This is a genomic window from Chloroflexota bacterium, from assembly GCA_009840355.1.
GTDB lineage: Bacteria > Chloroflexota > Dehalococcoidia > Lucifugimonadales > JADFKI01 > Bin90.
The window spans coordinates 1-15,860 of record VXNZ01000044.1 but is presented as its reverse complement, the minus strand read 5'-3'; the positions used below and the strand labels follow the sequence as shown (position 1 = coordinate 15,860).

The 15,860-nt window shown below is 58.0% G+C and carries 16 protein-coding genes and 1 pseudogene; 3 read left to right on the top strand and 14 right to left on the bottom strand.

Annotation, left to right across the window (positions count from 1 at the left end; translation table 11 throughout):
- Nucleotides 1-80 precede the first annotated feature (80 nt).
- The 3 genes from fusA to F4X57_11290 all read right to left on the bottom strand — a co-directional run bounded on the left by fusA (nt 81) and on the right by F4X57_11290 (nt 3,198).
- The gene (gene fusA / locus F4X57_11300) at nt 81-2,147 is read right to left on the bottom strand and encodes an elongation factor G (protein MYC07734.1); all 2,067 of its coding nucleotides are present in this window, start codon (nt 2,145-2,147) and stop codon (nt 81-83) included.
- Nucleotides 2,148-2,190: 43 nt separating this feature from the next.
- Nucleotides 2,191-2,661 carry a 30S ribosomal protein S7 gene (gene rpsG, locus F4X57_11295; protein ID MYC07733.1) on the bottom strand — a complete coding sequence of 157 codons (471 nt, stop codon included), beginning with the start codon at nt 2,659-2,661 and terminating at the stop codon, nt 2,191-2,193.
- Between the two features lie 126 nt (nt 2,662-2,787).
- Nucleotides 2,788-3,198: a 30S ribosomal protein S12 gene (locus tag F4X57_11290; protein ID MYC07732.1), complete on the bottom strand. Its 411-nt coding sequence runs from the start codon at nt 3,196-3,198 to the stop codon at nt 2,788-2,790.
- 199 nt (nt 3,199-3,397) lie between these two features.
- On the opposite strand from F4X57_11290, the gene F4X57_11285 reads away from it, so the two are divergent.
- Nucleotides 3,398-4,378 carry an LppX_LprAFG lipoprotein gene (locus tag F4X57_11285; protein MYC07731.1) on the top strand — a complete coding sequence of 327 codons (981 nt, stop codon included), beginning with the start codon at nt 3,398-3,400 and terminating at the stop codon, nt 4,376-4,378.
- A 36-nt stretch (nt 4,379-4,414) separates the two neighbouring features.
- On the opposite strand, the gene F4X57_11280 is transcribed toward F4X57_11285, so the two are convergent.
- The 9 genes and pseudogenes from F4X57_11280 to F4X57_11240 all read right to left on the bottom strand — a co-directional run bounded on the left by F4X57_11280 (nt 4,415) and on the right by F4X57_11240 (nt 12,399).
- Nucleotides 4,415-5,569, bottom strand: coding sequence for a citrate synthase (locus tag F4X57_11280; protein ID MYC07730.1), 1,155 nt, complete (start codon nt 5,567-5,569; stop codon nt 4,415-4,417).
- 25 nt (nt 5,570-5,594) lie between these two features.
- The gene (locus tag F4X57_11275; protein MYC07729.1) at nt 5,595-6,044 is read right to left on the bottom strand and encodes a DUF2283 domain-containing protein; all 450 of its coding nucleotides are present in this window, start codon (nt 6,042-6,044) and stop codon (nt 5,595-5,597) included.
- Between the two features lie 2 nt (nt 6,045-6,046).
- Nucleotides 6,047-6,286 (bottom strand): hypothetical protein, encoded by a 240-nt coding sequence (locus tag F4X57_11270; GenBank protein ID MYC07728.1) that lies wholly within the window; start codon nt 6,284-6,286, stop codon nt 6,047-6,049.
- Between the two features lie 27 nt (nt 6,287-6,313).
- Nucleotides 6,314-7,183: a methylisocitrate lyase gene (gene prpB / locus F4X57_11265; GenBank protein MYC07727.1), complete on the bottom strand. Its 870-nt coding sequence runs from the start codon at nt 7,181-7,183 to the stop codon at nt 6,314-6,316.
- 44 nt (nt 7,184-7,227) lie between these two features.
- Nucleotides 7,228-8,607, bottom strand: coding sequence for an MmgE/PrpD family protein (locus tag F4X57_11260; protein ID MYC07726.1), 1,380 nt, complete (start codon nt 8,605-8,607; stop codon nt 7,228-7,230).
- A 662-nt stretch (nt 8,608-9,269) separates the two neighbouring features.
- Nucleotides 9,270-9,510: pseudogene (locus F4X57_11255) on the bottom strand (DUF433 domain-containing protein).
- A gap of 28 nt (nt 9,511-9,538) precedes the next feature.
- A complete protein-coding gene (locus tag F4X57_11250) occupies nt 9,539-10,693 on the bottom strand; it encodes an acyl-CoA dehydrogenase (GenBank protein MYC07725.1) in 1,155 nt (384 codons plus the stop codon).
- Nucleotides 10,694-10,740: 47 nt separating this feature from the next.
- Nucleotides 10,741-11,538: a class I SAM-dependent methyltransferase gene (locus F4X57_11245; protein ID MYC07724.1), complete on the bottom strand. Its 798-nt coding sequence runs from the start codon at nt 11,536-11,538 to the stop codon at nt 10,741-10,743.
- Between the two features lie 33 nt (nt 11,539-11,571).
- The gene (locus tag F4X57_11240; protein ID MYC07723.1) at nt 11,572-12,399 is read right to left on the bottom strand and encodes a methyltransferase domain-containing protein; all 828 of its coding nucleotides are present in this window, start codon (nt 12,397-12,399) and stop codon (nt 11,572-11,574) included.
- A gap of 211 nt (nt 12,400-12,610) precedes the next feature.
- On the opposite strand from F4X57_11240, the gene F4X57_11235 reads away from it, so the two are divergent.
- Both F4X57_11235 and ruvB read left to right on the top strand, forming a co-directional pair.
- The gene (locus tag F4X57_11235; protein ID MYC07722.1) at nt 12,611-13,426 is read left to right on the top strand and encodes a site-specific DNA-methyltransferase; all 816 of its coding nucleotides are present in this window, start codon (nt 12,611-12,613) and stop codon (nt 13,424-13,426) included.
- Nucleotides 13,423-14,454: a Holliday junction branch migration DNA helicase RuvB gene (gene ruvB, locus F4X57_11230; GenBank protein ID MYC07721.1), complete on the top strand. Its 1,032-nt coding sequence runs from the start codon at nt 13,423-13,425 to the stop codon at nt 14,452-14,454. The genes F4X57_11235 and ruvB overlap by 4 nt, the downstream gene beginning before the upstream one ends.
- A gap of 250 nt (nt 14,455-14,704) precedes the next feature.
- On the opposite strand, the gene F4X57_11225 is transcribed toward ruvB, so the two are convergent.
- Together F4X57_11225 and F4X57_11220 are read right to left on the bottom strand one after the other, a co-directional pair.
- The gene (locus F4X57_11225) at nt 14,705-14,989 is read right to left on the bottom strand and encodes a hypothetical protein (GenBank protein ID MYC07720.1); all 285 of its coding nucleotides are present in this window, start codon (nt 14,987-14,989) and stop codon (nt 14,705-14,707) included.
- A gap of 207 nt (nt 14,990-15,196) precedes the next feature.
- A complete protein-coding gene (locus F4X57_11220; protein MYC07719.1) occupies nt 15,197-15,448 on the bottom strand; it encodes a hypothetical protein in 252 nt (83 codons plus the stop codon).
- Between the last annotated feature and the right edge of the window lie 412 nt (nt 15,449-15,860).

Genomic DNA, 15,860 nt, shown 5'->3' with positions numbered 1-15,860 from the left:
CGTCTTGCTCACAAGCGCCTGGTCTGCCAGATTCGTCAGTCGGACGCGCCAAAGGCTGTGTTGCTAAAGTCTGTCTGATGCTACTTGTTCACTAGCAGGCTGTCCGGCGCGGCTTCGTAGTTGTCGAACTCCATGTTGTAGCTGGCGCGTCCCTGCGTCTGCGAGCGGATGGCGTTCGCGTAGCCAAAGCTCTCGCCCAGTGGGATAGCCGCCTTGACCACCTGAATCTCGCCTTGCCCTTCGATATTGCGGATGGCGGCGCGCCGGCGACCCAAGTCGCCCAGCACTTCGCCAAGGAAATCGCCCGGCGTTACCACTTCGAGGCTCATAATGGGCTCAAGCAGCTGCGCGCGCGCTTTGCTAACCGCATCCTTCGCCGCCATAGAGCCGGCAATCTGGAAGGCGACCTGCGACGAGTCAACTTCGTGGAAGCTGCCGTCAACCATCGTTACCTTCACATCAATCATCGGGAAGCCGGACAGCGGACCCGTGTTCAGGGCTTCGCGTATGCCGTTTTCTGCCGATGGGATGAACTCGCGCGGAATTGCGCCGCCGGTAATCTTGTCTTCGATGACGATGCCCGAGCCGCTTTCGCCCGGCTCCATCTCGATGACTACATGCCCAAACTGACCGTGCCCGCCCGTCTGCCTGACGAACCGCCCGACACCGCCTGCCGCCCTGCGAACAGTCTCGCGGTATGCGACGCGCGGCTGCCCGACATTGCCCTCAACGCTGAACTCGCGCTTCATCCTGTCAATCAGAATCTCAAGGTGAAGCTCGCCCATGCCGGACATTATCGTCTGCCCGGTCTCATCGTCGTAGTTAATCCTGAAAGTAGGATCTTCGTCCGACAACTTGACGAGCGCGTCCGAGAGCTTGTCTTGGTCGGCGCGCGAGCGCGGCTCGATTGCGACCGATATGACCGGCTCCGGGAAGCTGATGGTCTCCAGCACGATGGGGTCGTTCTGCGTGCAGATAGTGTCGCCGGTCGCCGTGAACTTCAATCCTACGGCGGCGGCAATCTGCCCTGCGTGCACTTCGTCAATTTCCTCACGGTGCTGCGCGTGCATCTGCACAATGCGTCCGAGACGCTCGCGCCTGCGGTTCGTGGAGTTATACACCGACGAACCCGACGCCGCCGTGCCGGAATACACTCGAAAATAGACCAGCCGCCCGATGTACGGGTCGGAGACCGTCTTGAATGCGAGCGCGGAGAACGGCTCTTCCGGGTCGGGTGAACGGATTAGCTCTTCGTCTGAATCCGAAGTGGGGGCAGTGCCAGTAACAGGGGGGACATCGAGAGGGGATGGGAGATATTCGCAGATGGCGTCAATCAGCGGTTGAACGCCCTTCGTTCGCAGCGCGGTACCGCAGAACACGGGGACGATGCTGTATCCGATTGTCGCCTTGCGTAGCGCATCCTTGATTTCTTGATTGGTAATCTCTTCTTCTTCAATATACTTGAAAAGAAGTTCGTCGTCGGTCTCGGCAATCTTCTCGATCATCAAGCCGCGATAGGTAAGGTATTCTTCGATGAACTCTTCGGGAACGGGACCCTCTTTGGGTATCTCAACGCCTTCTTCAGCCCAAGTCCAAGACTTGCCTTCGATCAGGTCGATGACGCCGAGGAAATCGTCCTCTTGCCCGATTGGAATCTGCACCGCGACTGGGTTCGCCTGCAATCTATGGGATATGGAATCGATGGTGCGATAGAAATCCGCGCCCACGCGGTCCATCTTGTTCACGAAGCAGATACGAGGCACTTCGTACTTGTCCGCCTGCCGCCAGACCGTTTCCGATTGCGGTTGAACGCCCGCGACGGCGTCGAACACGACCACGCCGCCATCAAGGATACGCAGGCTGCGCTCCACCTCTGCGGTGAAGTCCACATGTCCGGGCGTATCGATGATGTTGATGTCGTAGTCGCCCCACTGAGCGGTCGTCGCGGCGGATGTTATCGTTATGCCGCGCTCGCGCTCTTGCGCCATCCAATCCATCGCGGTCGTACCATCATCCACGCCGCCAATCTTGCGAATGCGTCCTGTGAAATACAACACGCGTTCCGTAACCGTAGTCTTGCCGGCGTCGATGTGGGCTATGAACCCGATGTTTCTCGTCTTTTCCAGACTCTGCAAACTTGCAGGCATCTCTTCTCACTTCTCGCGATTCTCCCTTGCGGGGGAATCGGAATTACCATCTGTAGTGGGCAAAGGCGCGATTCGCCTCCGCCATTCTGTGCGCTTCTTCCCTGCGCCGCACTGCGGGGCCCTGATTGCGCGCCGCTTCGAGCAGCTGGCCGGCTAGGCTTTCGTGCATCGGCCTGCTGCCGCGTGCGCGTGCCGCCGTAATAATCCAGCGCATGGCAAGTGCCATGCGCCGTGAAGGTCGAACTTCTGTCGGGACTTGGTAGGTCGCGCCACCAACTCGGCGCGACTTTACTTCCAGCATCGGCATTGTATTGCGAAGCGCCTGCTCGAATACTTCCAGACCGGGGCGGTTGGCTTCCTGTTCCACCAGGTCCAGCGCGTTGTACACAATGCGCTGCGCGGTAGTCTTCTTACCGCTCCACATAACCCGGTTGATGAACTGGCTTAACTCCACGCTGCCATGCTTGATGTCAGGTGGTGGTGTGCGTACTTCTGCCCTTCTGCGACGCGCCATATCTGAAATCCTTCTTGTCTCGACCCTTGCCAGCTATAGTCAGCCATATTCGCTGCGAAAATGTGGGAGCCGCCGTCTCGCGCTTGTCGCTTTGGCAGCGCAGCCCTTGCATACCGCAGCAAAAACCTAGTTTCTCTTGCTTCCGTACTTGCTGCGACCGCGCTTGCGTCCGTCAACGCCGGATGTATCCAGCGCGCCGCGAACGATGTGATAGCGCACGCCGGGCAGGTCCTTCACGCGACCGCCGCGAATCAGCACGACCGAGTGCTCCTGCAGGTTGTGGCCCTCGCCCGGTATGTAAGCTGTAACTTCCATACCGTTTGTCAGGCGCACCCTAGCGACCTTGCGCAGCGCCGAGTTCGGCTTCTTCGGGGTCTGAGTACGCACCTGCGTGCATACGCCGCGCTTCTGCGGCGAGCCGGAATCTCGCTTGCCTCTGTTTCGCAGCGAGTTGAACGAAAAACGCAGCGCGGGAGCCTTGTCCTTCTTTCGCTTCGCCTTTCGTCCCTTCCTGACCAACTGGTTCACAGTAGGCATACTTCTACCCCATTCACTCAAAAATGTGTGGAATTGCTCAACGCAAAATCAGCACGAACAAAAAGGTCGTACAAACGGGTATTTTACATTCAGACACGAAAACATGTCAACATTTGTTTAGCCGCATACTTATATCAATGGCTTCTTGTCCATTGATGTGAAATTGCCCGCGAGCCGCCATTCAAGTACCATTGGAAACATGCGAACAACCAAAATTACAATCATCACTATCACCATTCTGCTGACGGCATTGCTGCCGCTCAGTGCCGCATGCGGCACGGCAGAGGAAACACTGCCCACGCCCATACCAACCTCCACGCCAACAGCCACATCAACGCTGATGCCAACACTCACGCCCGTCCCAACGGCAACACCAGCACCGCCACCAACCGCACCGCCGATGCCACCGCCAACGCGTACACCGGTCGCCGTCGGCGCAAGCACAACCGGCGCGCAAGGAAGCGAAGCATCATCAAGCACAGGTTCTTCAATCAGTAGGGACAGCGATCCCGCCGCGCTGATTGCAGCCTCAATCGAGGCGATGCAGCATACGCAATCGTTTCACGCCGAAGTGGACGCTGTGTTCAAGGTCGTGCAGACGGAGGCGAGTTTCCGCATGGACGAGGAGACATTCGGCACGGAGTTCCCCATCCGATACATAGGCGATTTCCAAATGCCCGACCGCTCGGACGGCAAGCTGCAAATCGCCTTGGGCTTAGCGCTGCTGGAATTGGACATCATCACGATTGGCGAGACCGCATACATCACCAATCCCGAAACAGGCGCGTGGGAGCAATTCCCGCTATTTCTAACAGGCTTGCCGGACCCATACGATCTAGTGCTGGCGCCGTCGGACACATCGCGCTACACGAATTTGCAGTATGTCGGCGAGAAGACGACCGACGGCGTGCAGACGCATCACATCAGGGCAGACCTGCGCGCCAATGTGCTGGGCAGCGCCTTTGACAAACTGTTCGTGGAAGTGTGGATAGGCACGGACGACAACCTGCTGCGCCAACTCAGCATGGCTGGCGAGACATCCGTAGATGAGCAAGACACCGCAGGCATTGCAAGCAATACACTCGGCGCAGCCGACATTGGCGGCGACGCCGAGTTTCTAGTGACCATTACCTACACAGACTACAACACCGACATCGTCATCACGCCGCCAACAGGCTAACGACCAATCCTACCGATCCCCCGTCCTGTTAGTTGGCTACATCGGCGAAATAGGCTTGTCCGGCGGGGTGAGTCCGCGCCCGCCGCCGTAAATCACGCGCGGGCGGAACAGCCGATTGTCGTCGTGCTGCTCTAGCACGTGCGCCACATTGCCTGCCGTGCGAGACGCCAAGAATATCGGCGTGTACAGCGGAATCGGTATGCCAAGCAGGTAGTACAGCAATCCGATGGGATAGTCCGTATTTGGGTACAAGCCCTTTTCGCGGTACATCACGCTCTCGACCGTCGAGTAGATTGACGCTAGCTCTTCGCCTTCCGGTATGCGGTTGGCAAGCTTCGGGATGTAGTCCATCAGGAAGCGCGCGCGCGGGTCGTACTTGCGCATATAGACGCGATGCCCAAAGCCCATAATGCGCTCGCGGCGCTCTAGCTTGCCCATCGTGTAGTCCTCGGCGTGCCCGGGACCGCCTGTGCCGTTGATGTCCATCAGGAACTCGATCGCCGCTTCGTTCGCCCCGCCGTGCAGCGGTCCCTTAAGCGATGCCACCGCGCCGACCATCGCGCCGTACATGTCCGACAGCGTGGAAGCGATGACCCGCGCCGCGAATGTCGAATTCGGCATCTCGTGCTCGATGTAGCACATGTGAATGCGGTCGAATGCGTCCAACGACTCCGCATCCGGCTTCTCTCCACGTAGCATGTACAGGAAGTTCTCCATGTAAGGAAGATCGGGATTGGGGCGCACGATGGGCAGGTCGTTCAGAGCTCGGTACGAATTGACCACCAGGGTCGGCGTCTGCGCAAGCAGTTTGATGCCCTTCTCAAGGTTTGCCTCATGCGAGTTATCGTGCAGCAGGGCTGGGTCTTCGTAGCCTGCCAAGAACGACAGTCCCGTTCGCAGCGCATCCATCGCCACCGTGGACTTTGGCATCAGATCGAACAGGCGGTATATCTCGTCCGGCACTTCCGACTCGGCAACCAGCCTGTCGCAGAACGCGCGCGCCTGCTCCGGCGTCGGCAGTTCGCCGTAAATCACCAGATACGCCACATCCGTATAGCATAGATTCTGAGCCAGCTCTATAAGGTCATAGCCGCGAACCAGAATCTGCTCGATGTCCACGTCTAGGTATGAAACCGAAGTCTCCGTAGCAATCACGCCCTCAAGTCCGGGGCTGTAATCCGGTGTTGTCATCTTTTTTCTCCCAGTGAATGTGTGATCAGTCGTTATCTGCCGCTGCACCTGCGGAGGTTCGCATGTCCTGTGTTGTAACTTCACCCTTCAGGTAAGGCAACAGCAATTCGGCGGCGTGCAGCAGAGTAAAGCCCACCGCATCGCCATCGTCGCCATAGTGCGCCGTTAGATTTTCGGAGACTTGATTTGAGAATTTCACGGCGTTGAGATTGACCAGAGTCAGAGCCCCGTCCTTAACGTAATGATTGTACGCGTCTGGATCAGAAGATGAGATAGTCTCGTAACCATAGTCCATTCCAGTTTGGAATGGAATGTTCAAGAGCAATTCGGCCGCGTGGTCCAAAGTGAATCCTACAATTTCACCTTCCGCGTCATAGTCGGCAATCAGGTTTTGAGTAACATTACCCGCCTCACTTGCAGGCATGCCGCTCCAAATGGACAGAGTGTCAGTATCGATGAAATATGAGATCTTCAGATTCATGGTGTTCCCCATCTCTTCAAGGCGTGGTGGTCGAAGAATCGGTTGAGCAATTTGCCGTCTTCAACTATCACGCGAAGCCACTTTTCTGCTTCAGGGATGTAACCACAATACCTTATCCTGCCATCCGGCTGAACTTCGGTACGGTACGGCTTGTCCAACACTCTCTCAACCCATTCATCCTTTACTTCGGGGTGATTGCGCCTGTCAACGGTATCATAGTATTCAGTAGTTTCCATGTATTAGGCGGCTCAACTGCTCTTTTGTTAACCGCGTCCACTCATATACTCCCTATCGCCGGTTAGGGCTATGGCGCTATCAGCTTCGGCGTAGGCGTCGTATTCGATTAGGTCGTATAGTTCGGCGCGCGTCTGCATCTGCGGAAGCCAATCGACTAGCGTGCCGTGCCGCTTTAGGTCTGTCAGCAAGGCTTCGGTCGTCTTTGCCGCCGCGCGCAGTGTGCTGACCGGGAATATCACGATGTTGTAGCCCAGCGCCGCGAACTCGTTCGCCGTAAGATACGGCGACTTGCCGAACTCGGTCATGTTCGCCAGCAGGCTGCCGCCCACGGCGTCCGCGTACATGCGGAATTCGTCGGGCGACTGCATCGCCTCCGGGAAGATGATGTCGGCTCCCGCTTCCTTGCACAGCCGTCCGCGTTCTATAGCCGCTTCCATGCCTTCGATTGCCCGTACATCGGTGCGCGCGATGATAAGCATATTCTCGCGCGCTTGCGCCGCCGCCGCTATCTTCTCCACGAATGCGTCAGTGGAAACGACCGTCTTGCCGTCCAGATGTCCGCATCGCTTGGGCAGCACTTGGTCTTCTATCTGCACCGCCGCCGCGCCTGCCAGTTCGAGTTCCCTGACTGTGCGAATGACGTTTATCGCCTCGCCAAAGCCCGTGTCCGCGTCCACGATAAACGGCAGCCCGGACGCGCGCGTCATCCACCGCACCGAGTCGGTCAACTCCGCGAGCGTTAACAGCCCGATGTCCGGTATCCCCAGGCTCGCCGAGAACGCCGCGCCGGAGAAGTACAGCGCATCGAACCCTACCTTGCGAGCTATCATCGCAGTCAGCGGGTTGAACACGCCGGGCGCGACCACCGTTTCGCCGGCGTCCAGGATCTTGCGCAGCTTTACGGCGTGGTTCTGCGCCGGCTCTCGTTCCAGCATCCAGATCATATCCGCATCGCCTCCATCAGCGCCGACAAGTCGCGCTGCTCGTCGATATGCCACACCAAGTCGATGACCCGCCGCGCCTGCTCTTCCGTCCACACATCCTCGACATTCAGCATGAACTTGCGCTCGACCTCATCATCGGTCATCTTATTCATCGCGTGCCCGCGCGGGAAGCTCACCTCGCGCGCCAGCATGCCGCCGTCCTTCGTCTTGATGGTAATGCGATTCGGTATGCCTTCCGGATAGCCTTCAGTCAGCGCGTCGTCCTCTTCAAGGGTCGTTTTGCCCAGCAGCGACTTGACGTCCGCACTGTCGAGCATCTGCTGCGAGAACGAATGCTTGGTAACCGTGCCGTCGAGCAGCGCCGCCGCCACGATGTACATTAGCGAATGGTCGGCAGTCTCGCGCGTCTTCGGCGCCCACTTCTCTGGGTCTTTCGCGATGATTTCGTACGACACCTTGAATGTGTCGAGGTGAATCGAATCTATCAAGTTGATGTCGCCGCCGAGTTCGTCTCGCAGTTCGACCGCGGCGTCCACGGCGCTCTGCGCATGATACTCGACGGGCCACTTCTTTATGTAGGTGTCCTGTATGCGTGTCGGAGCGGCACCGTCTGTGAGGGAGGTCAGCGCGGCATCGTCAAAGGGTTTGCCGCCCAGCAGCTGCGCGAAGAAACCCATCTCGCCGTCGAACGGCTGGTATGGTCCGGTTAGTCCGCGCTGTGCTACGAGGCTTGCAAACACCGCGTTTCGCACCGAGTTCGCCGCCGCCGCGCCTTTCCACATGGAAAGTTCGCCAGCGCGTGTCTGCCGCATTGACGCGTGTGGCACGCTGGCGATGGAAATCGTGTGCTCGATGGTGTCCGCGGACTGCCCCATAATGCTGCCCGCGCCGCACGCCGCGCCGATGCCGGTGTACACCACATGGTCCCACTGGTGCGCGCGCACGCTCGCCGCGTCACACAAGTTGACCGATACTTCGTAGCCGGCTGCGATGGCAGTCAGGATGTCGCGCGGTGGCTTGCCAGCCCACTCGCACAGCGCCATAAAGCCGGGAATCATATCGCTCGGATGCAGCGGCTCAAGCGACAGATAGGTGTCATTGAAGTCCAGATACCGCGTCATAAGCCCGTTGGCGAATGTTGCCGCTTCCGGGGTAACGCGCGATGGCGCGCCCCAGACGGTCGCGCCGTTCGGCTGTTCGAAATCATACGCGAACATCCGCGCCGCTTTAGGCGCGTCCTCGGAGAAAGCTGCCATGCTCACGCCGATGCTGTCCAGAATTCGGCGCTTCGCCTCGTGCGCCGACTCCGCCGGCACATCCTCATACTGCAGCCCTGCCGAATACTCGGCGAACATGCGACTGAACTTATCTGACATATTGCCATCCTTTGCTTTCGAAAATACCGATTCATTGTTGGTAGAAAGACTATCTGTTCCGTTCGTGGTGAGCCTGTCGAACCACCTTTATGGGATAACATCAATTGACCAATGGCAAGCCAATCATATAGACGCCTCACCGTACTTTCAACACGCGCTATGCAGCAAGATTGTTAACGCCTATGCGCTGGATTCTCCTCTTGTTGTAGGTAGAGTGCGCAGGACGATTCATCAATCTACGCTCTAATCGGCGTATGAATCATTGGGGATCGTCTGAAAGGATGAAGTCTGGGACGAAGGTAATCCTCTCCCTAATCTTGGAGTGGTGTGTATGCAAGTGCCCTCCAGCGGCAGCATAAATCGTCAGAATCCACTTGTGCGCCGGTTTGTGCTCCGTGACCCTTCCGTCAGGAAGATGCGCGAAGAAAACGGTGCCGTCGTCTACTTTCTTTTCGTAACAATCATGGTCTGGATTAGGATTGAAGTGTGTACTATAACCTACGCTGGCTAGAACGCGCCGTATGTTGCGATAGATGCGCCGATTCTCTTTTAGAGATTGCCTTTCACTTTTGCCGGGACGAGAGCCTTTCTCTTTATAAGGATTCGCAATTACGCCCCCAAAATTCGCCTGATAAAGATTTGGACGCCTACCAGTCGTCAGCCTAACTTTCCGTCTGCTGGCCACTTGAAACCTCCGAATCTTTAGCTTCATGTTCCAGAACCGCCTGCACCTGCCATGCCTCTACCCCCGGAAACCACTCCAGAAACTCGGCGACCGTAGCGCCGTCTTTGAGATTCTCAGGCAGCACCAACACCAACACGCGCGTGCCTCGAAATATCAGCGCACCTCCCAAATTTTTCAGGATGGCTCTCCACCGCGTCGCAGGACACCCATTTGGTCATTTCAATCCTCCCCATCCAGTACATCCTGTCACACCAATCCGTCCCGCAAGATGCTCCGCGCAATCACCAACCGCTGTATCTCTGATGTGCCTTCGTATATCTCCGTAACCTTGGCGTCGCGGTAGTAGCGCTCGGCGTCCGTTGGCGCGAGGTAGCCTGCGCCGCCGTGCATCTGCACCGACTTGTCAGCCGATTCCACCGCCACTCGTGAGGCGTATAGCTTCGCCATCGACGCTTCCTTGACTATCGGCATGCCCTCGTCTCGCAGCGTGGCTACGCGCATCACCAACAGCCGCGCCGCGTCTATCTGCGTCGCCATGTCCGCTATCATCCACTGGATTGCTTGCAATTCCGCCAGCTTCTGCCCGAACGCCTCGCGCCGCTTCACATGCGCGACCGCCGCCTCGTATGCCGCCTGCGCGATGCCGACGCACTGCGCCGCGATGGATATGCGGCTGGAGTTCAGCACATGCATCGTCTCGCGGAATCCTTCGCCCTCGTCGCCCATGCGATTCTCCGACGGCACCGGGCAGTCCTCGAACACCACCTCGGCGATGGATGACGCGCGCATGCCCATCTTGCCCTTTAGCGGGTTGACACTTAGCCCCGCGCTGTCGCCCTCGACGATGAGCGCGTCTATGCCGCGTGTTCGCAGCGATCGGTCGTGCGTCGCCAGCACCGCGAACACTGCCGCTTCCGGCGCGTTGGTGATGAATGTCTTGCTGCCATTGAGCAGGTAGCCGCCGTTGTCGCGCGTCGCGGTCGTGCGCATCGCCCCGGCGTCGCTGCCCGAGCCCGGCTCGGTCAACGCGAACGCGCCGATATGCTCGCCGCTTGCCAGCTTGGGCAAGAATTGCCGCTTATGCCCGTCCGTGCCCCACATATTGATGAACTGCGCGCACAGCGATAGATGCGCGATGTACGATGTGCTTGTCGCGGCGCACGCCCGTGCAACCTCTTCGACCGCGATGGCAAGCTGCCGGAATGTGCCGCCGCTGCCACCGTACTCTTCGTCCAAGGTCAGCCCTAGCAGACCCAATTCGGCAAGCCCCTTGAAGTTGTCATAAGGAAACTCGCCGCTCTCGTCGTATGCGGCGGCTCGCGGCGCGATTTCGTTGTCCACGAAGTCTTTCACCGTTGACTTCAGCAGCGCTTCTTCCTCGCTTAACAAATAACCCGACATTCTCAATCTCCCACTATCCCACTATCCTGAATATCCTGTCCATCCTGTTAAATGCTTCTATTTTCCGTCAACGCCGCCTCAACTGCCGACCGCGCGTCCACAAGCGACAGCCCGCCGGTTTTCGTGCCGCCGCCCTTGTATCCGCCGAACACCGCATACCCCGCGTTCAGCCAGAAGCAGTCCACACCCTCGAACCCCGCATCCGCAAGCCACGCGAGCTGAGCGGACAGCGGCGAAAGCATCTCGCTTGGTTCCGGATGCCTGAAGATATTCCACTTCTCTTCCACGAACCTGTCGAACAGCGCCGTATCGCCCGTGCGCTCGACCGACTGCCGCGCCGATATTCTGTCGTAAGCGTCCGAGAACAGTCTGACGCCCTCGACGCGCTCCGGCTGCACACAGTCTATCAGCATCAGTGCGCCGCCATCGTTCATTCGTCCATACGCCTCACGAAACAGCTGCCGCTTGCCATCGTCGGTCAGATGATGCACCACGAGCGACGACACTACGCAGTCCGCGCCGTCCAGTTCTCCCTGCCAGTCATCCGACTCCAGCGCAAAGTAACGCACATCGACACGCCCCCCGAATGGCAGCAGCAGTTTCGAGGCATGTTCGCGCATCGACTCCGATCCGTCCAGCGCCAGTGCCGTCGCCTTCGGAAACGCCGTCAGCGCCGCATATTCCAACACACCCTCGCCGCACCCCAAATCCACAATGCGAAAGGCGTCATACCTGCCAAACGGCAGCAGGCACAGCAAAGTCGCGAGCTGCTCATCCCGCCTCGGCACCGCGACTTCTGCCAGCGCGCGATAAACCGCCGAATCGCCCTCATCCCAATTCACCATACCCTCAGTCCTTATCCTATGCTGCCATCTTGTCTAGCGATGTAAGTTAACCAGCCGCACCGAAAGCACGGGCGGGATGTCTTTGTACATCAGCCAGCCTAGCTTGTCGTCGTCCGGTAAATCCTCCGGAAATACCGGCTCTTTGATCGCGTCCACCACGAATCCCACCGCGAAGAATACGCCGAGCAGCGCGCTTATCGGACGGTGGAAGTAGTTCTGCGGCAGCGGCTGCCCGACCATAGCCAATCCCTTATGTGTGTGCGGCTCGATGTAGCGTGTAACCTGCACCGACACGCGCTCCGTGAGTTCGCCATCGTTCTCTTCGCGCTCCAAAGTCTGCCGAAAGCCTTGTGTCGAGTTGAAGCACGGGTGCATCACGGAGAACACCATCCGTCCGGACGGTTTCAGCAGCAGCCGTGCCGCGCTCGCGATTGGTGTGATGCTTGATATGTCCATCAGCGCCATTGTGCAGACTACGGAGTCGAACTCGCCCGCGCCGAGCGCCACCATCGCGGCTTCGTCCGTCGCATCCACGACATCGAACTGCACGCTGCCGGCGTAATCGGTATCTGTCGAAGTGCGCCGCCGCGCGTGTTCGATCATACCGGGCGCAGCGTCCACGCCGAGCACATCCGCGCCAAGCGACGCCATTTTCCGCACGAACTGCCCATTGCCGCATCCAATGTCCAGCACGCGCTCACCTGCTTGCAGCGAGAGCAGTTTCAATTGCGTGGGCTCGATTAGAAATTTGTGAAACTCATTCCCTTCCCCCATCCGCTCATCCCAGAAGTCGGCATTCCTGTTCCAAATCCCAATCGTCTCTTGTCCCAGCGACGCAAAATCAACCATCGCAACCTCCATGCCCCCGATTATACTGCAATGCGGCGCCTTCCGCGCTCAATTTGAGATAGGCTATTGTTGTCGCTTGCAAGTCTGTCCTCTTCCCCTTAACGGGGGAAGGTTAAGATGGGGGGTGGGGATGTCTTCTGTGCGCCGCCATTGGTCATAATGCCAGACAAGTTGCTAGTTTCTTGACATATCATGTTACTGACACATAGAATGAACACCAGTTCTGGGTAAGCGCCATCCGCGCCGCTTTCATAGTGAAAACAACTGTCAAGCCAACACATGCTACCCGCAGGTCAACACCGTGCTACCTACAATTACCCCAACAACAGCCCCAAGCCAACCCCGCATCGAGTGCGCCGATTATCGCAATTTCCTGCACTCGCTCGACAGGAACTCGGTTGACCTCGTGCTCACTGATCCGCCCTATTCCGTCAGCAGGAAGACAGGCTTTGGCAGTGTCAAGACAGGCGTGCAGCGCTTCGCCGTCTCTATGGACTTTGGGGAGTGGGACCACCGGCAGATTGACTTGGACGCGCTCGCGCAGGAAGCATACCGCGTATTGCGGCGCGGCGGCACGGCGATAGTATGGTACGATTTGTGGAAAATCAGCCACCTGTACGACGCGTTATCGAATGCCGGGTTCAAGATGCTGCGCCTTGTGGTGTGGAATAAGACCAATCCCGTGCCGCTGAACAGCAAGTGCACCTACCTGTCCAACAGCCGCGAGACGGCGGTTGTCGGCGTGAAGGGCGGCAGCCCCGCGTTCAACAGCGCCTACGACAGCGGCGATTACGCATATCCGATACCGAGACACGGCGGCAAGCGCATTCACCCCACGCAAAAGCCGCTCGACCTGTTCCGTGAACTCATACGCAAACACAGCGAGCGCGGCGCGATGGTAATAGACCCGTTCTTAGGCAGCGGCACGACCGCCGTCGCCGCGCTCCAAGAGGGCAGGATGTTTGCCGGCTGCGACATCGACGATTACTACACACAGGCGGCAATATCCCGCATCCAAGAAGAGATTTCTGAGCTATGAACGAACGCATCGTTTCCGGCGCGCCGCATGAGTTCGACCACTCGTTGGACAGCAGCCTGCGCCCGCGCCGTATCGCTGACTACATCGGCCAGAACGCCGTGAAAAACCTGCTCGTCATCAGCGTCAAGGCGGCGCAGCAGCGCGGCGAACCTCTCGACCACGTGCTGCTGTACGGTCCGCCCGGTCTTGGCAAGACTACTCTTGCCAACATCATGGCGTTCGAGATGGGCGCGCAGATAAAGACCACATCGGGCCCGGCGATAGAACGTCCCGGCGATATGGTCGCCACGCTTACGCAGATGCAAGAGGGCGACATCCTGTTCATCGACGAAATCCACCGCCTCAGCCGCGTCGTGGAAGAGGTGCTGTATCCGGCGATGGAAGACTACTTCGTGTCGTGGGTCATCGACAAGGGGCTGAAGGCGCGTAGCATGAACCTGTCCATCAAGCCGTTCACGCTCATCGGCGCGACCACGCGATACGGTATGCTCAGCCCGCCGCTGCGAGATAGGTTCGGCAACATCCATCGCCTCGACTTCTACGACGAAGACGCGATGGCGACCATCGTTGGGCGTTCGGCGCGCATACTGGAAATTGATGCGGAAGAGCAGGGCGTAGTCGAGATTGCCAGCCGTGCGAGGGGAACGCCGCGCATCGCCAACCGGCTGCTGCGCCGCGTCCGCGACTACGCGCAAGTGATAGGCGACGGCGTCATTACGGCGGACATCGCGCGAGCGGCGCTGTCGCAGCTTGAAGTGGACGGTCGTGGGCTAGATGGCACGGACACTAGGATGCTGCGTTCGATAATCGAAAAGTTCGACGGCGGTCCCGTAGGCTTGGACACGATAGCCGCATCCATCAGCGAAGACTCCGACACCATCGAGGATGTGTACGAGCCGTATCTCCTGCAGCTAGGCTTTCTGGACAAGACACCGCGCGGCAGAATCGCAACACGCCTAGCATACGACCATCTTGGCTTCAACTACGGCAAGGACGAGCCGAATTCGGCGCAGGCGTCTTTGTTTTAGCCATTCCTCCATTCCGCAATCACGCATCGATAAGAAAAGAGAGAGCGATCGAGAGACCGTCCTCAACATTTCTTGCCAATGTGCGCGTTATGGGTTTCTTTGCCCTATCCTTACCTTCCCCCCATGGAGGGAAGGGACTAATACCGATTCGCTTTACTTATGACACAGAATGGTCGACTGGCATGAGAGATGGCTTGGGTGCTTTCGTGAGCAATCTCTTCAAAAGGAAAGAAACCGGAACAGGCACCCGTCATCCGTGTGCAGATGTACGGCGGTAGGACAGACACCAGTTGTACCAGTTCAACTTGCTTAGAGAGTACAGACGGAACATAGGCAGCGCGGTATTCGCGGAATCGAAGGCACTGATGGATGCGGACAGTCTGTCGCAAGTGCGAGAAGTGGTAGAGTCGATAATGAAGTCGGCGTGTATCGTCGCTTGAAGACGACCGTAGGGCGTGGCTTCAAGTCTCTCCCACTCGAGGTCTCCGTAAGCGTTGTAGAATCTGGCGGTATAATTGAGATCGAACTCAGCCATTTGTTTCTCTCTCTTCCGAGGGGAATCTTACAACAGGGAGAATAGCATATACACTCTTGTGTACTTCGACAGATTACGATGCGAGTTGCTCAAGTACGTAGAGTAGAGTTAAGGCAGGGGACCGAAGAATGGAAATTCGCCAGGTAAAGCCTAGAGACGTTGATCAGTTGGCTGACTCGCTCAGTCCCAGAGTAAGCGGGGCGCAGGTCAGGATCCGTCCCACACGGCAAAGTAGTATTGGTCCGGCGTGCCGGTGAAATCAGAGAGGAGGCGGGACAATTCGACAATATCTTCAGGATCCATTTCGCCTGCGCGGGGTTCATCTGCCCACGGCCGGTCTGCGGAGCCATACCCCGCTATTGGGACGCTGATGCCCTGGAATGCCATCAGACTGTGATAGACCTTGCCGCTCCATTCGGCGACCGTAGCCCATCGAACGCGCCGGTCTTCCTGCGTCATAGCAGGATGGAACAGGCGGGCGTATGCCGCATATCCTTTGGGTACAAGGGACTCTACATGCGCAAAACGACTTCCAAGTGCATCTTCTATCCAGCGGCCCGGAGTGGCATTGAACAGAAGAGTCAAATTATTGGGTGGAGGGTGTCGCAAGCCGGAGTTCATTTCAGTTAAGACCCTTTCCCGACTCGATGATGTATCGCGAGGGAGTTTATACTCCGTCCATCTTTCGTGTGTTCGGAGTCAGCCGGGAGCGTTCCTGCTACTCAAGCAGCCCTATGCTCACGAGTATGAACGTGTAAGCCTCCGCCGTTTCGTAAAGCCCGTCATACCTGCCTGATCTGCCGCCGTGCCCAGCTTCCATGTTGGTCTTCAGCAGCAGCAGGTTGTCGTCCGTTTTCAACGACCGCAGCTT

Coding starts and splice junctions, on each gene's coding strand:
- F4X57_11225 (MYC07720.1), bottom strand. CDS start 14,989: ATGGCTGAGTTCGATCTCAATTATACCGCCAGATTCTACAACGCTTAC.
- F4X57_11280 (MYC07730.1), bottom strand. CDS start 5,569: ATGACAACACCGGATTACAGCCCCGGACTTGAGGGCGTGATTGCTACG.
- F4X57_11240 (MYC07723.1), bottom strand. CDS start 12,399: ATGGAGGTTGCGATGGTTGATTTTGCGTCGCTGGGACAAGAGACGATT.
- F4X57_11250 (MYC07725.1), bottom strand. CDS start 10,693: ATGTCGGGTTATTTGTTAAGCGAGGAAGAAGCGCTGCTGAAGTCAACG.
- F4X57_11260 (MYC07726.1), bottom strand. CDS start 8,607: ATGTCAGATAAGTTCAGTCGCATGTTCGCCGAGTATTCGGCAGGGCTG.
- fusA (MYC07734.1), bottom strand. CDS start 2,147: ATGCCTGCAAGTTTGCAGAGTCTGGAAAAGACGAGAAACATCGGGTTC.
- ruvB (MYC07721.1), top strand. CDS start 13,423: ATGAACGAACGCATCGTTTCCGGCGCGCCGCATGAGTTCGACCACTCG.
- F4X57_11245 (MYC07724.1), bottom strand. CDS start 11,538: ATGGTGAATTGGGATGAGGGCGATTCGGCGGTTTATCGCGCGCTGGCA.
- F4X57_11270 (MYC07728.1), bottom strand. CDS start 6,286: ATGGAAACTACTGAATACTATGATACCGTTGACAGGCGCAATCACCCC.
- F4X57_11290 (MYC07732.1), bottom strand. CDS start 3,198: ATGCCTACTGTGAACCAGTTGGTCAGGAAGGGACGAAAGGCGAAGCGA.
- rpsG (MYC07733.1), bottom strand. CDS start 2,661: ATGGCGCGTCGCAGAAGGGCAGAAGTACGCACACCACCACCTGACATC.
- F4X57_11285 (MYC07731.1), top strand. CDS start 3,398: ATGCGAACAACCAAAATTACAATCATCACTATCACCATTCTGCTGACG.
- F4X57_11220 (MYC07719.1), bottom strand. CDS start 15,448: ATGACGCAGGAAGACCGGCGCGTTCGATGGGCTACGGTCGCCGAATGG.